General features: G+C 55.0%; 12 protein-coding genes. 1 reads left to right on the top strand and 11 read right to left on the bottom strand.

Annotated features, from left to right (window positions below):
* Positions 1 to 164: 164 nt before the first annotated feature.
* The 10 genes from AC0LWM_RS28045 to pth all read right to left on the bottom strand — a co-directional run bounded on the left by AC0LWM_RS28045 (position 165) and on the right by pth (position 11,826).
* Positions 165 to 440 (bottom strand): RNA-binding S4 domain-containing protein, encoded by a 276-nt coding sequence (locus AC0LWM_RS28045; RefSeq protein ID WP_474678338.1) that lies wholly within the window; start codon positions 438 to 440, stop codon positions 165 to 167.
* Positions 440 to 712, bottom strand: a complete 273-nt coding sequence (locus AC0LWM_RS28040) for an HU family DNA-binding protein (RefSeq protein ID WP_474678337.1) — start codon at positions 710 to 712, stop codon at positions 440 to 442. Before AC0LWM_RS28040 ends, AC0LWM_RS28045 begins: the two co-directional genes overlap by 1 nt.
* A 172-nt stretch (positions 713 to 884) precedes the next feature.
* Positions 885 to 2,381: a bifunctional methyltransferase/pyrophosphohydrolase YabN gene (yabN, locus tag AC0LWM_RS28035; protein WP_474678336.1), complete on the bottom strand. Its 1,497-nt coding sequence runs from the start codon at positions 2,379 to 2,381 to the stop codon at positions 885 to 887.
* A gap of 119 nt (positions 2,382 to 2,500) precedes the next feature.
* Entirely contained in the window at positions 2,501 to 4,237 is a 1,737-nt protein-coding gene (locus AC0LWM_RS28030) for a putative polysaccharide biosynthesis protein (protein WP_474678335.1), read from the bottom strand.
* A gap of 265 nt (positions 4,238 to 4,502) precedes the next feature.
* Positions 4,503 to 5,045, bottom strand: a complete 543-nt coding sequence (gene spoVT / locus AC0LWM_RS28025) for a stage V sporulation protein T (RefSeq protein WP_474678334.1) — start codon at positions 5,043 to 5,045, stop codon at positions 4,503 to 4,505.
* Between the two features lie 285 nt (positions 5,046 to 5,330).
* On the bottom strand, positions 5,331 to 5,978 hold the full coding sequence (locus AC0LWM_RS28020) for a lysoplasmalogenase (RefSeq protein ID WP_474678333.1): 648 nt from the start codon (positions 5,976 to 5,978) through the stop codon (positions 5,331 to 5,333).
* A gap of 191 nt (positions 5,979 to 6,169) precedes the next feature.
* Positions 6,170 to 7,234, bottom strand: coding sequence for a peptidylprolyl isomerase (locus tag AC0LWM_RS28015; RefSeq protein WP_474678332.1), 1,065 nt, complete (start codon positions 7,232 to 7,234; stop codon positions 6,170 to 6,172).
* On the bottom strand, positions 7,221 to 10,742 hold the full coding sequence (gene mfd, locus AC0LWM_RS28010; protein WP_474678331.1) for a transcription-repair coupling factor: 3,522 nt from the start codon (positions 10,740 to 10,742) through the stop codon (positions 7,221 to 7,223). Before mfd ends, AC0LWM_RS28015 begins: the two co-directional genes overlap by 14 nt.
* 185 nt (positions 10,743 to 10,927) lie before the next feature.
* Entirely contained in the window at positions 10,928 to 11,158 is a 231-nt protein-coding gene (fin, locus tag AC0LWM_RS28005) for an anti-sigma-F factor Fin (protein ID WP_474678330.1), read from the bottom strand.
* 104 nt (positions 11,159 to 11,262) lie between these two features.
* Positions 11,263 to 11,826, bottom strand: a complete 564-nt coding sequence (pth, locus tag AC0LWM_RS28000; RefSeq protein ID WP_474678329.1) for an aminoacyl-tRNA hydrolase — start codon at positions 11,824 to 11,826, stop codon at positions 11,263 to 11,265.
* A gap of 213 nt (positions 11,827 to 12,039) precedes the next feature.
* Between pth and AC0LWM_RS27995 the strand changes: the two genes are divergently transcribed.
* A complete protein-coding gene (locus AC0LWM_RS27995) occupies positions 12,040 to 12,240 on the top strand; it encodes a hypothetical protein (RefSeq protein WP_474678328.1) in 201 nt (66 codons plus the stop codon).
* 235 nt (positions 12,241 to 12,475) lie between these two features.
* Here AC0LWM_RS27995 and AC0LWM_RS27990 read toward each other — a convergent pair whose 3' ends face one another.
* Entirely contained in the window at positions 12,476 to 13,129 is a 654-nt protein-coding gene (locus tag AC0LWM_RS27990) for a 50S ribosomal protein L25 (RefSeq protein WP_474678327.1), read from the bottom strand.
* Positions 13,130 to 13,215 lie beyond the last annotated feature (86 nt).

Below are 13,215 nucleotides of genomic sequence, written 5' to 3'. Positions count from 1 at the left end.
AAGAGTTGTACGAGGTGGCGCAATGGTACGATGTACGGTGAAGAGAGTGACATGTCATAAGTTCTCTCCTCAAATCCAATCAGATTAGCCCTGCTAGCACAAAAAAACGGCCTGCCGCGGCTCAGGTCCGCTGGCAAACCGTTTCTCTACGAACGCCGTCCGCTTCATTCCGCGAACAGGTCCGATTTTCTCGATTCTTCTTTGATTAAGGTATACATCCCGGCGGCCTCGTCCTTCCGGCTTGTTTCCGCCGTCCGTTCGACCTTCACGGTGATCGTTTTCTGTCCGAACTGAATCGTCAGCTCGTCGCCTTCTTTCACCGTGCTGCTCGGCTTCGACTCCTTGCCGTTTATCCAGACGCGTCCTTGATCGGATACGTCCTTGGCGACCGTACGTCGTTTGATCAGCCGGGATACCTTCAAAAATTTGTCGAGACGCATTATTTTACAGCTTCTTTAAGTTTGTTGCCGGCTTTGAATGCAGGCACTTTCGATTCAGGGATGCTGATCGTTTTGCCTGTTTGCGGGTTGCGGCCCGTACGGCTGGAGCGTTTGCGAGTTTCGAAGGTGCCGAAACCGATCAGTTGCACTTTGTCGCCAGTCGATAATGCTTCTGTAATTTCGCCCAGGAATCCGTTCAATACGGATTCTACGTCTTTTTTAGTCAATCCGCTTTTTGCCGCGATGTTGTTCACCAGATCTGTTTTGTTCATAATTTGAATCCTCCTAAATGAATTGTTTTTAATGGTGGATGTAACAAAGGCACGAAGTACAATATTCTTTGTTGGCAAGACAATTCCTGCTAACCTGCAAACTTTTTTTGCGAATGATGTGAAAATAGGACGAATGGTGCCGAATGCACGCCAAGGAATTGCTTCCTTTCACCTAATCTTTGAACGTCTTCGCCTCCTGCCACCAGTTTTCCATCTCTAGTAAACTAGTTTGTTCAAAAGTTCGGCCGTTTATACGAAGCTGATCCTCAATATATGAAAATCTGCTAGAAAATTTTCGATTCGTCTGAGCTAGAGCCTCTTCGGGGTCCACATGCAGGAATCTCGCCGCGTTCACGACGGCGAACAACAGATCGCCGAGCTCACCGGTCCGCTCCGTCTCACTGCCCTCGGCGGCCGCTTCCTTCAGTTCTTGAAGCTCTTCCTCGATCTTCGCGTACACATCCTCGATGTTGTCCCAGTCAAAACCGACCTTGGCCGCTTTTTTCTGCAGCTTGAAGGCTTTCATGAGCGCGGGCAGGTCGCGCGGAACGCCGGACAGCACCGAGGCGTTCGCCGTATCGATGCCCTTGCGCGCTTTCTCCTCGGCCTTCATCTTCTCCCAACTTTGCAGCGCCTCTCCGGCATTTCCCGCTTCGGCTTCGCCGAATACGTGCGGATGGCGGAAGATGAGCTTGTCATTGAGCGTTTGGACGACATCGAAGACGGAAAACGCGCCGGTCTCCTCTTCCATCTGGGAATGGAGCATGACTTGCAGCAGCAAGTCGCCGAGCTCTTCCTTCATTGCGTCCGGATCGTCATCGTCGATCGTTTCCAGCACTTCGTATGTTTCTTCGATCAAATTTTTGCGGATCGATTGGTGCGTCTGCTCCTGATCCCACGGACAACCTTCGGGACTGCGCAAAATTTGCACGATTTCGTGCAAGCGGGCAAACGTTCGGTTGCGGACGTTTTCTTGCTCCGTGCGCGGCACCCATATGATCGACAGATTGCCGTAGCCTTCGGTGCGATCCAGGTCGTACAGCGGCACGGTGCGAATGTCTTCCTCGCCGTGGACGCCGAGTGCGTGTCCCACGACGACCGGGTAATCGTCCGGGTAAACCTCCATCAGAGACAGCTTTACGTCGGACGCGGTGAATACATCATACACTTGTGCGATGACCGTATGCAGCTCCGGCTGGAGAAGCGAACGCTTCAGGCTGCTTGCGTCCAGCAACTGGAAGCCTTCGATCGGGTCAAAGCCGAGCCGCACGAACGCCTCGTCCAGGAAGCTTTCGCCGCCGAGTACGGCAAGCTCGATGCCGTGCGACGAGCAGCGTTGACGCAGCAGCTGCACCGTTGATTCCGCGACCATCGGGTGGCCGGGAACGGCGTAGACGATCTCCGCTTCGCTCTCTGCGGCCATCTCCTTCGCCTTCGCCAGCAGCGTGTCCGCGATCGCATCGTACACTTCGGGGAACGACGACTTGCTCTCGTAGAGGCCGTCAAAGGTCGCATAAGCGATGCCGTGCTCGTCCAGCAGCTTCACGACGGGATGCCGGTCCGTGCGCAAATAGACATGCTTTGCCGTTTGCAGCTTCTTCCATATGCCTAACGTCAGCTGGTTCTCATCGCCGGAGCCTAATCCGACGACCGTTATTTGTCCTGCCATGCGAAAATCTCGCCTCCGATTGTTTCTTGTCATGGTTAACGGGAGTCTGTTGAAATGCGCCGCTCACGTCGCGCTATAGCACAACGCTCCGCTCAAAGTTGCATTGCGCCCCCGCACGGCTACAGCAGCCGCAGCCGCTTCAGCAGCGGCAGCACCTTGCGGCTGACGCTCGGCACGGCGCGCAAGTCGTCCTCGCGGACGGCGCGGACCTTGCACAGCACCGCGCCGTACACCGCCGCGCCGGCCGCAATCGCCGGCAGCACGGCCAGCGTTTGCCCAGCCCGCGGCGCCAGGCCGGGCCACAGGGCGCCCTGCAAAGCGCCGACGCCCCAATAGACCGCGCTCGCGCTCGCAGCCAGCGCGAGCAGCGCAACGGCCGGCCGCACCGCGTCGCGGCCAAGGGTGAATCTTACGCCGGTGCGCCGCACGAGCGTGATGTAGTTGAGCACCGTCGCGGCCGCAAAAGCGATGACGGCCGCGATGGCTGCCCCGCGGATGCCAAGCGCGGGCACAAGCGCAATGTTGAGCGCGACCTTGAGCGCCGCGGCAACAAGCAGATTGCGCGCCGGCGCAATCACGTCGCCGACGCCTTGCAGCAGGCTCGTCGAGATGATGTTCGCCGCGCTGAATACGGCCGTAAACGCCGTGATCGCCATCGTGTCCGTGCCGGACGTGTCGGCGTATAGCATCACGTTAATCGGCGCCGCCAGCACGGCCAGCCCGATCGACGCCGCCAGGCCGAACAGCCACGTGAATCGCATCGCCAGCTCCGTGCGCAGCTTAATCTGCCCGGTCCGCCGGTGCAGCACCGCCTCCGCGATGGCGGGAAAAAGCGCAACCGAGATCGAGCTCGCCAGCATCGCAATCAGCTGAACGAGCGGCTGGCCGCGACCGTAGATGCCGTATTGCGCCATCGCGCCCATATCGTTGAATCCGAGCTCCTTCAACAGCCGCGGCATCGTAAACGTATCGACGATATTCAGGATCGGCATCACGATTGAGCCGAGGCAAATGGGGATCGCATAAGCGACAACCCGCTTGACCAGCGTCCATACCGGCTCTTGCTCGTGAACCGGCTTGTCCGGAGCGGAGGAAGCCGCCTGCTCGCGCACCCCTTCGGCTTCTTCCATCACCCAGCCCGCTTTCGCGGCATCTCTTGCCAGCGCCGCCTTCGCGCCTTCCGCCGTTCGCGTGCGTTTCGCCTTTCGCCAATACAGCGCCATGACGGCCAATCCGGCTGCGGCGCCGGTCACCGAGCCAAACGTGGCCCCTGCGGCGATCCAGTCGTCCGGCGCGCCCTCATGCGTAAAATAAAGCAGCAGGCCTACCATCGTCCCGACACGGATCAACTGCTCCGCCACCTGGGATATGGCTGTCGGCTCCATCTGCTGCAGCCCTTGGAAATATCCGCGCAGCGCCGCCATAACCGGCACGATCAACAACGCAAACGATACGCTGCGAATCGCAGCCGCCGTATGGCGGTTATCGATCCAGCCGGCGACGAGATCGGCGCCGAAGTATAACAAAAGGAAGAACACGACGCCCGTAACCGTCAAAATCGCCGTGCAGACGCGGAAGACGCGGAGCGCCCCCGCGTCGTCCCCCAAGGCGCTTCGTTCGGCAACGAATTTGGCTACCGCGATCGGGAACCCCGCGGTCGCCAGGAACAGCAGCAGAACATAAAAGGGATATACCGTGTTATAAATGCCGTACGCATCGTCGCCCGCTATATTTTGCAGCGGAATTTTTTGCAGCGTGCCGAGCATCTTCGAAATGATGCCCGCAATACCGAGTACCGCCGCTCCGCGAACAAGCGACACGCCGGCCCCGGCGGTAGCCGCCGTCGATTTGGCCATCTGTCCGACTCCTCTCTGCACATTATCCCCATTATAGCCCAATCGACAGATGATGCCAAAACCAAACGCAAACCCGGCACGCCCGGTAAAGAAAAAAAGCTTCCGCCCATAGCCAGAGGAAGCTTTCGTTCGAATATACGAAAAACTTTAATCGTAGTCCCTCAAGGATGAGCGACCGCGTTTTAGCGGAAGAAGATACATTCGTGTCTTGAAGGAAACTTTGCTTATACAAGTCCGGCGCTAGCCGCGTATCCTTGACTCACCGCTATTGTTCCATTTGCTTCGCCAGAAAACCGGCGGCCGTTTCGGCCATCTTCGTTTCCATCTGTCCCATCTTCACGGAATCGTCCTTGGTGAGCATAATGACCGTTCCGATCGGGTCGCCCCCGGCAATAATGGGCGCAATGACGAACGAACTGTAATTTTCCTGCACGTCCTTGACGATTTCAAAAGCGCCGCCGCCCGTTTCCGTCATCGTCTTGCGGTTCTCCATGCAGCTTTCCGGCACGGAGCCGATCTGCTTATCAAGATACTCTTTTTTGGAAGCCCCGGATACGGCGATAACGGAATCGCGATCCGAAATGATCGTCACGTGGTTCGTGCTCTCGAATAACGATTCGGCATATTCCTTGGCGAAATCGCCCAATTCGCCGATCGGCGAATATTTTTTCAAAATGACTTCTCCATCCCGGTCAACGAATATTTCCAGCGGATCGCCTTCGCGAATACGTAACGTACGACGAATTTCCTTAGGGATAACGACTCTGCCGAGATCGTCGATACGGCGAACAATGCCAGTAGCTTTCATAAATGTGTTGCCCCGCTTTCCTTGGAGTGGTAGTCTGGTTGTTGCTTTTATTCGAAGGAGGAGTAGCAGATATATATCTTAGCTCTGCCCATAGTATTCTTCGGTTCCCAGTTTCTTATGCGCACGCATGATAAACGGCCGGGACCTGCTTCGGCGGCTATTTTTGGGCCAAAAAAATGTTTTACTCTATAACAATTCGTAACAATTCCGACATTTGGTACCCAGTGTATAACGAAAAAACGGCCTCGGCCTGATAAGCCGAAACCGTCATTCATGTAAGCGCCGTCATTTCCGGGTAAAAACGCTCGCCGCGATCAAGCTTTGCGCCAAGTAATACGTAATCATGACCGCATAACCGGCCCATTCGAACGGGGCCACAAATTTATTCCAGGCCAGCAGCGAATCCGAGATAATGAATAAGGCCGCGCCTATGATCGCAGTTCCGCTGCGGGTCATGACCGCGCTAGAAGCCATAAGGGAGATAACAACGACGTATACGATAACCGGGATCCACATCCCGCCTCCGCTTCCGTCCTCGCCGAACATGCCCCCATGAATGGCGCGCAGCAGCAGAAATGCATAGACCGCGATCGGGACAACAGCAAGCGCATGGAGCTTTCCGAACTTGAGCCGGGTCGCAAACGCCGCAATATACAGCACATGGGCAAGGAGAAATGAAAATACCCCGTATACAAACCAACGATCGTCCTTCATCAGAAGAAATGCGTCGCCGACGGCGGATAAAGCCAATCCGCCCATAATCCAATTACGGTATGTATTCGTCCCCCCTCTAGCCGTAGCTACCCATACCATCATGAGCACAATCGTTCCCGGCTTCAACACAAACTTCAGCGGCATGATATCCCCTTGCATCGAGAGCAAATACGCAACGCCGGAGAGGACAATCGCCGCCAGCAACAATTTACGCCACATCGAATCGCCCCCTTTCCTTATATTGTTATTTTACGGTCATTGTAGCATGTATAGTTTAAATTTTGTTAAAAATAACTCGCTATTGCGGCATGAGGAAGGTAAAAAAGCCACCTTCGCAGGTGACTTATGAATCGATGATCCGGCTGGGGCAAAATAAAAGGGATGGAAGATCGCTTCCACCCCTGGATCCGTTATTTTTTTGTTTCTTCTTTCTTCGTATCGTCTGTTTTCGTGTCGTCCTTCTTCGTGTCGTCCGTTTTCGTACCTTCGTCCTTCTTCTCGCCTTCTTTTTTCGTTTCCGGCAAGTTGATGTTCGTAATCAGGTTCGGCAGCTCCTTGGACATGAAGTCGCCCATCGTTTGCTGCGCGACATTGCCGCGAATGAAGTCTTTGTCTTCTTGCGTCAGCTTGTCGAAAGGCGTTTCCGTGCGCGATTCCACTTTCATGACATGATAGCCGTATTCGGTTTCGATCGGATCGCTAATCGTGCCCAGCGCAAGCGTCGTAGCTGCTTTCTTGAAGGCTTCAACCCACTTGTATGGTTTAGCATCTTTATATTGTCCGCCATTTTCCTTCGAACCTGTGTCATCGGAGTATTCTTTGGCAAGCGCCGCAAAATCGCCCGTTTTGAGCTTGTCCTGCACTTCTTTGGCCCGTTTCAGCGCATCTTCTTTCTTGCGCGTTTCAGCGCCTGTATTCGGGTCGGACGTTCCGACCAGAATATGACGGAGCGTCACAACGTCAAATTCAGCCGGCGCCTTGTCGTAGAACGCCTTCATCTGCTCGTCCGTCACTTTATTTTGAGCGTCCTTCACGATCGTGAACGTTTCTTCGAAATATCGCTTGACGTCATCCTCGGTGACGCCTAATTGCTTCATTTGGTCCTTTAATTGGGCATTTTGCTTTAACGCGGAATCAAGCCCTTTCATCTGCTCGTCCACTTGCGGAGCGGCATCCTTCTTCGCTTTGTCGTCCGCTTTCGCATACAGGATTTGCGTGCCGATATATTGCTTTAAAATTTGTTCCTTGAACTCGGGGATATCGAGAATTTGCGCGTAGCTCGGCTGTACGAATTTGAGCGTGTTCATATACGTAGTCAGCTGCTTCTCCGTAATTTCTCCATCCTTGTACGTCGCTACGACCGTGCTTTTGCCGCAGCCCGTTGCCGCCGTAACGATGAGCAGCGCCGCGGACAAGGCCAGCGCCCCCTTCGCGATCGTACGCTTCCACGTCGATTGCCGTTTATTTTGCAACATCTTGCAGTTCTCCCTTCGATTTTAACGCTTCCTTGTATTGTATCAAAAATTGTTCCAGCAAAGCCATCATTTGTGTGTCGTTCATGCCTTTGCATCGAATCTGAATGACGAAATTCGGACCGGGGACAAGCTTCACGCGCCCTTCGAAACGCGACCCGACGGCTAGCAGCTTCTGGCCGTCAATCGTTTCTTTGCGGCTGTCGCTCACTTTAATCAGCACATCGTCGCCTTTGCCTGCGATCGATTCAATGCCGTACTCCCGGCAGTATACTTTAAGACGCGCCACGGTCAGCAAATGTTCCACCGCATCCGGCACGTCGCCGAACCGGTCGGTCAGCTCGTCGAACAAGTCGCCCGCTTCTTCTATGCTAGAACACGAAGCAACCTTTTTATAGATTTCAATCTTCTGAATATTATCATAAATATAGTCGGACGGTAAATAGGCGTCGACGTTCAGGTCAATGACCGTCGCAACCGTCTTCTCTTCCTTCACCGGCTCGCCGTGCATTTCGGCTTTCCGCGCCGCAACTTCATCGGCCAGCATCTGCGAATAAAGATCGAAGCCGACGGACGCGATGAATCCATGCTGCTCCGCGCCGAGCAAATTGCCCGCCCCGCGGATCGCAAGGTCGCGCATGGCGATTTTGAACCCGGAGCCTAGCTCGGTGAACTCCTTGATCGACTGCAGCCGCTTCTCGGCCACCTCGGTCAGCACCTTGTCCCGCTGATAGGTGAAGTACGCATAAGCGATCCGGTTGGAGCGTCCGACCCGTCCGCGCAGCTGGTACAGCTGGGACAAGCCCATTTTATCCGCATCATGCACGATCAGCGTGTTGACATTCGGAATGTCCACGCCGGTTTCGATAATGCTCGTACTGACGAGCACGTCGAATTCGCCGTCGAGAAAATCAAGAATCGTCTTCTCCAGCTCTTGCTCGGACATTTGCCCGTGACCGACCGTCACTCGCGCATCCGGCACGAGCGCGGATATTTGCTCGGCCATTTGCTGAATGCCCTGCACCCGATTGTATAAATAGTATACTTGCCCGCCGCGCGCAAGCTCCCGCTCGATCGACTCGCGAATGAGCGACGCGCTGTATTCGAGGACATAGGTCTGCACCGGAAACCGGTTTTCCGGCGGCGTTTCAATGACGGACAAGTCGCGCACGCCGAGCATGGACATATGCAGCGTCCGCGGAATCGGCGTTGCGGTCAACGTCAGCACGTCGACGTTCGTTTTCAGCTTCTTGAGCTTTTCCTTATGCGTCACGCCGAACCGCTGCTCCTCGTCAACGATGAGCAAGCCCAAATCCTTGAACACGATGTCCGAGGACAACAGCCGGTGCGTGCCGATCAGAATGTCGACCGTGCCTTGCTTGACGCCTTTTGTCGTTTCGTTCTGCTCCTTACGCGAACGAAAACGGCTTAATACTTGAATATTGAACGGATACCCGGAGAAGCGCTCGCGGAATGTCTCATAATGCTGCTGCGCGAGAATCGTCGTCGGCACGAGCACGGCTACTTGCTTGCCGTCGATCGCGGCCTTGAACGCGGCGCGAATCGCCACCTCGGTTTTGCCGTAGCCAACATCGCCGCAGAGCAGACGATCCATCGGGCTCGCTTTCTCCATATCCTTCTTGATTTCTTCGATGGCCCGCAGCTGGTCCGTCGTTTCGTCGTACGGGAACATCGCCTCGAATTCCTGCTGATACGGCGTATCCTTCGTAAATGCGTAACCGGCCGTCGCCTGGCGCGCCGCGTACAGCTTGATCAGATCGTCGGCGATGTCCTTAACCGACGCGCGGACTTTCGTTTTGGCCCGCTGCCAATCGCTGCCGCCGAGCTTGTTGACCTTCGGCTCCTTGTCCTCGGCGCCGACGTATTTCTGCACCAGCTCGATCTGCTCGATCGGTACCGACAGCTTGTCGCCGGCCGCATACAGAATATGAATGTAGTCCTTATGAATGCCGCCTACCTCGAGCGTACCGATGCCCATATACCGGCCGATGCCGTGGTTCGTATGGACGACGTAATCGCCGACTTTCAGCTCGGTGTAGCTTTTGATCCGCTCGGCATTGTCGATCTTCTTGTCCAGCTTGCGCACCTTGCGTTGCTTCTGGGAGAACATCTCGCCTTCGGTAATGACGACAAGATGAATCGACGGCAGCTCAAAACCCGTCTGCAGGTTGCCCTTGACGATCGTCGGCATTTCGATGTCGTAATCCTCGAGCACGCGGCGCATCCGATCCATCCGCTCTTCGCCGCTCGCCAGCATCATGACGCGAGTGCCGGCTTTTTTCCAGCGCTCCATCTCCGCTTTAAGCAGATTCATCTGGCCATGGAAATTTTGCATCGCGCGGCACATGAAATTGACGATGTTCTGCGGCTGCGTATGCGGCACCTGGCGCAGGAACAGCGACATATACAGCGTCGGCAGCGAGCGGTAATGCAGCAGCGACTCCGACGTCTTGGCCAGCACGAAACCCGGCAGCGATTTGCCGTGCTGCAGCAGGTGGGTCATCCATTCGGCCTCGTCCCGCTCCAGTTGTCGTGCCGTCTCGATCAATCGCATCGGCTCGTCGTACACGAGCAGCGTTTCTTTCGGCATATAGTCGAACAACGTTTGACGCTCAGGGTAAAGCAAAGCGATATATTGATAAAGTCCGTTAAAATATACATGCTCGCGCAGCTTCTCGATCTCTTGTCCGATCTCTTCGCGCAGACGTTCTTTCGCTTGGCGGTCGGACATTTTGGCAAGCTGGGCCTCCAGCAGCTCGCTTGCATGCTGGGCAGCATTTTGAAAGCGGTTGCGGTCGGCAATGATCTCCTTGCAGGGCGGAATGACCAGCTCCGCAATTTTATCGACCGACCGTTGATCGGCCGGATCGAACGTACGTATGGAGTCGACCTCGTCGTCGAACAGCTCGATCCGGTACGCTACCGGCGACGTCAGCGGGTACAAGTCGATAATGCCGCCGCGTACGCTGAGCTCACCCTTGGATTCGACGCGCTCCACGCGCTCGTAGCCAAGCTGGTTCATGCCCCGCAGGAATTCCTCTAGCTGAATCGTCTCGCCGACCTTCACGGTAACTTGAGCTTCCGCTATCACGGTTTGTGCCGGCAGGAACCTTCTGACGCCTGCAAACGGTACCACCACGATCCCTTGATAGCCCCGCGCGAGCTTCGTCAAGACGTCGATCCGCTGCGCCAGCGTCTCCGGGCTCGAAATGGCCGCTTCCGCGGCGATCAGCTCGTTGGCCGGATAGAGCAGCACCTGCTCCGGCGACAACGTCTCCTGCAGGTCTTCGACGATTTTCTGGGCGGCGAACATGTTATGCGTCACGACCATCATCGGCCGCTTCAATTCCTCGAACAGCGACGCCATCATTAATTGACGCGAAGACCCGGCAAGCCCGGAAATGAGTTGTTCCCTCATCCCCGAGCGAATGCCGGACACGATCGATTGATAATCTATATCCTCAGTCAAAGCTTGCATTAACGCTCTCAACACGGGCACCTCTTTCACATAAGTAACAGTCGGCCACGGCCCCATCACAAATTAACCCCGCAAAGTGGGGTTTGACTTCGAAGCTGATCAGATACTTTGCGGGGACCCCGGGATTTATCGTTCAATATAACATCAAGAAGCCTCGGCAAATTGCCAAGGCTACGTTCACGTAAGCCTGTACGCTCTTATTGCAGCGGATTCGAAACTAGCAGCAGCTCCGGATTGGCGTCAAGCGCCTGCTTGCAATAGTCGCAGACGACTTTTACGGTAACGTCTCCGTTTAAGTTATACGATATTATATCGCTGCGTTCTTCGGGGGTCAAGAAATGAAAGCCTAGCCGGTATTCGCTGACGCTTTCGTCCTCCAGCCTCCCGATTGACGTGCCGCAATGTCTGCAAACGTAAGATACTGACATATTTATGCCTCCTGAAGTGTCGATATACCCTTCAGTATGGCCAATTTTGCCGTACATTAGCCGCCGCGGAGCACGAAATCGGAAAATCCCGTCACATTAAGTCTCTACCCGTTAAATCGGGCCATCGTCTTCTCGAACGGCTGTTTCAGCACATCTTCCATCGCATCGCACGTTGTTCTGAGCATTTCGTCCAGCGCTCCCGCTTCCGCCTTGGCGAAGGGGGACAACACGTAGTCAGCGACGTCTCGCCCCGGCTCCGGCCGGTTGATTCCCATTCGGATCCGGTTGAACGTTTGCGTGCCGGTATGCTGAATAATCGATTTGATGCCGTTATGGCCGCCCGCGCTTCCTTGGTAGCGGAGGCGCAGCTTACCGAGCGGCGTATCCAAATCGTCGTACAGAACGATAAAATCTTCTAAACTCGCTTTATAGTAATCCATGTAGGCGCGCACCGATTCGCCCGATAGATTCATATACGTCATCGGTTTGATGAGAACCACTTTGACGCCGCCTACCGAGCCTTCGCCGATATGCGCCTTGCATTTGCTGTTTGGGCTAATCGATATGCCCCAATTGTCTGCAAACCGGTCAAGCGCCATAAACCCGACATTATGCCGCGTATTGCGATATTGATTGCCCGGATTGCCTAAACCGACAAACCATTTCATGTCGTTCTCCCCATTCAGACTTATACTCTCATTTATTTTAAAAAATATGGCCACGCAACGAAACGGCATTTTCCGCTGTCATAACAAGAAAAGGCAACCGTATCGCTCTCCGTGCACTAACGGCTATCGCCGTCTTAATCGGCGCACTCGCCTGTGGAGATGCCATTACGTTGCTGCCGAGCTCGTCGATCATGCGAACGGAGGGTGACGCCAATGTATTTATTCGGACAAGCTTTAATTGATGACCACCATTTCCAAGACCACATCGAACACGATGTCCCGGTCCAAATTTATTGCGGCCAAACCCACAGCGACATCGGCTTCATTGAGACGTATGGCCCGGAATATGTGAAGGTCAATAATACATTCTACAGCCGAACGGTATATACCTTTATTTCCAGGCCGGGATATTGAATCCGTACAGACCCGGCAGGTTGAGGCATGCCGCGTTCCTCAACTTGCAATGGGCCGCTTCCAATCGAAGCGACCCTGTTCCGCTGTTGCGTGCGCCATCGTCGTTACGTATCCGCAGACACCCCCGAACCCAAAGGGCCGGGGGGCTTGCATTCCTATTTTCAGACAAGGCATCGGCCTAAGGTCAACTCGCCTTGAGCTCGCCTCCCGGCCGGTTATCCGGCTGCTTCTGCGGTTACTCCCCTTTGCCGGTCTCGTGCATCAGCGCTTCTTTAGCCCTGTTCTTCTCCTCGGCTTCTTCGACTTCGGCGTCTGCCTTCTCTTCAGCCGAAATTTCTTTCTGCGGCGCCAAGATCGTCGCCACCATCTCGTTCGGGTCGGACTTGACTTCGATTCCCGGCGGGATCTGCAAATCTCTGACGAAGAGGCTGTCGCCGAACGTGAGCGGCGTCACGTCGAACGTAATCGCCGCCGGAATTTCATTCGGCAAGCAGCGGATCTCCAGCTCGTGCAGCTGAATCTGCAGCATGCCGCCTTCCCGTTCGCCGGCGGAGTCGCCTGTCGGCTCCAGCCGGATCAGCGTTTTGACCTTCTCGTCCATATTGATCTGGTGAAAATCGATATGGAGCAGGTCCCGGTTTATTTTATCCCGCTGCACATCGGTGACCATAACCGGCATCTTCCCGGATTGCGGTACGTCCATTTCAATGACCGCACGGGGATTGCCGCGCAGCAGCGCTATCAATTCCTTGGCATCGATCGAGATCGACGTCCCCGGATTCAGCTTCTTGCCGTAGACGACTCCGGGAATTTTCCCTTGCGCGCGAAGCTCCTTCAAAGCCGACTTTGTCGTTCCCGTGCGCGCCTCCGCTTTAATGCTTCCCGTCATTGCTCGAAAACCTCCTTGTTGTTCGGGAAAATAATTCTGTCTTACTTTCCCTCAAACCGGAGGTTTCTAGTCATATGCTTTCACTC

This window comes from Paenibacillus sp. sgz302148 (genome assembly GCF_056120465.1).
This window is presented reverse-complemented; position numbering and strand designations above follow the sequence as displayed.

Coding starts and splice junctions, on each gene's coding strand:
- AC0LWM_RS28020 (WP_474678333.1), bottom strand. CDS start 5,978: ATGTGGCGTAAATTGTTGCTGGCGGCGATTGTCCTCTCCGGCGTTGCG.
- AC0LWM_RS28040 (WP_474678337.1), bottom strand. CDS start 712: ATGAACAAAACAGATCTGGTGAACAACATCGCGGCAAAAAGCGGATTG.
- fin (WP_474678330.1), bottom strand. CDS start 11,158: ATGTCAGTATCTTACGTTTGCAGACATTGCGGCACGTCAATCGGGAGG.
- AC0LWM_RS27990 (WP_474678327.1), bottom strand. CDS start 13,129: ATGACGGGAAGCATTAAAGCGGAGGCGCGCACGGGAACGACAAAGTCG.
- AC0LWM_RS27995 (WP_474678328.1), top strand. CDS start 12,040: ATGTATTTATTCGGACAAGCTTTAATTGATGACCACCATTTCCAAGAC.
- AC0LWM_RS28015 (WP_474678332.1), bottom strand. CDS start 7,234: ATGTTGCAAAATAAACGGCAATCGACGTGGAAGCGTACGATCGCGAAG.
- AC0LWM_RS28030 (WP_474678335.1), bottom strand. CDS start 4,237: ATGGCCAAATCGACGGCGGCTACCGCCGGGGCCGGCGTGTCGCTTGTT.
- yabN (WP_474678336.1), bottom strand. CDS start 2,381: ATGGCAGGACAAATAACGGTCGTCGGATTAGGCTCCGGCGATGAGAAC.
- spoVT (WP_474678334.1), bottom strand. CDS start 5,045: ATGAAAGCTACTGGCATTGTTCGCCGTATCGACGATCTCGGCAGAGTC.
- pth (WP_474678329.1), bottom strand. CDS start 11,826: ATGAAATGGTTTGTCGGTTTAGGCAATCCGGGCAATCAATATCGCAAT.
- AC0LWM_RS28045 (WP_474678338.1), bottom strand. CDS start 440: ATGCGTCTCGACAAATTTTTGAAGGTATCCCGGCTGATCAAACGACGT.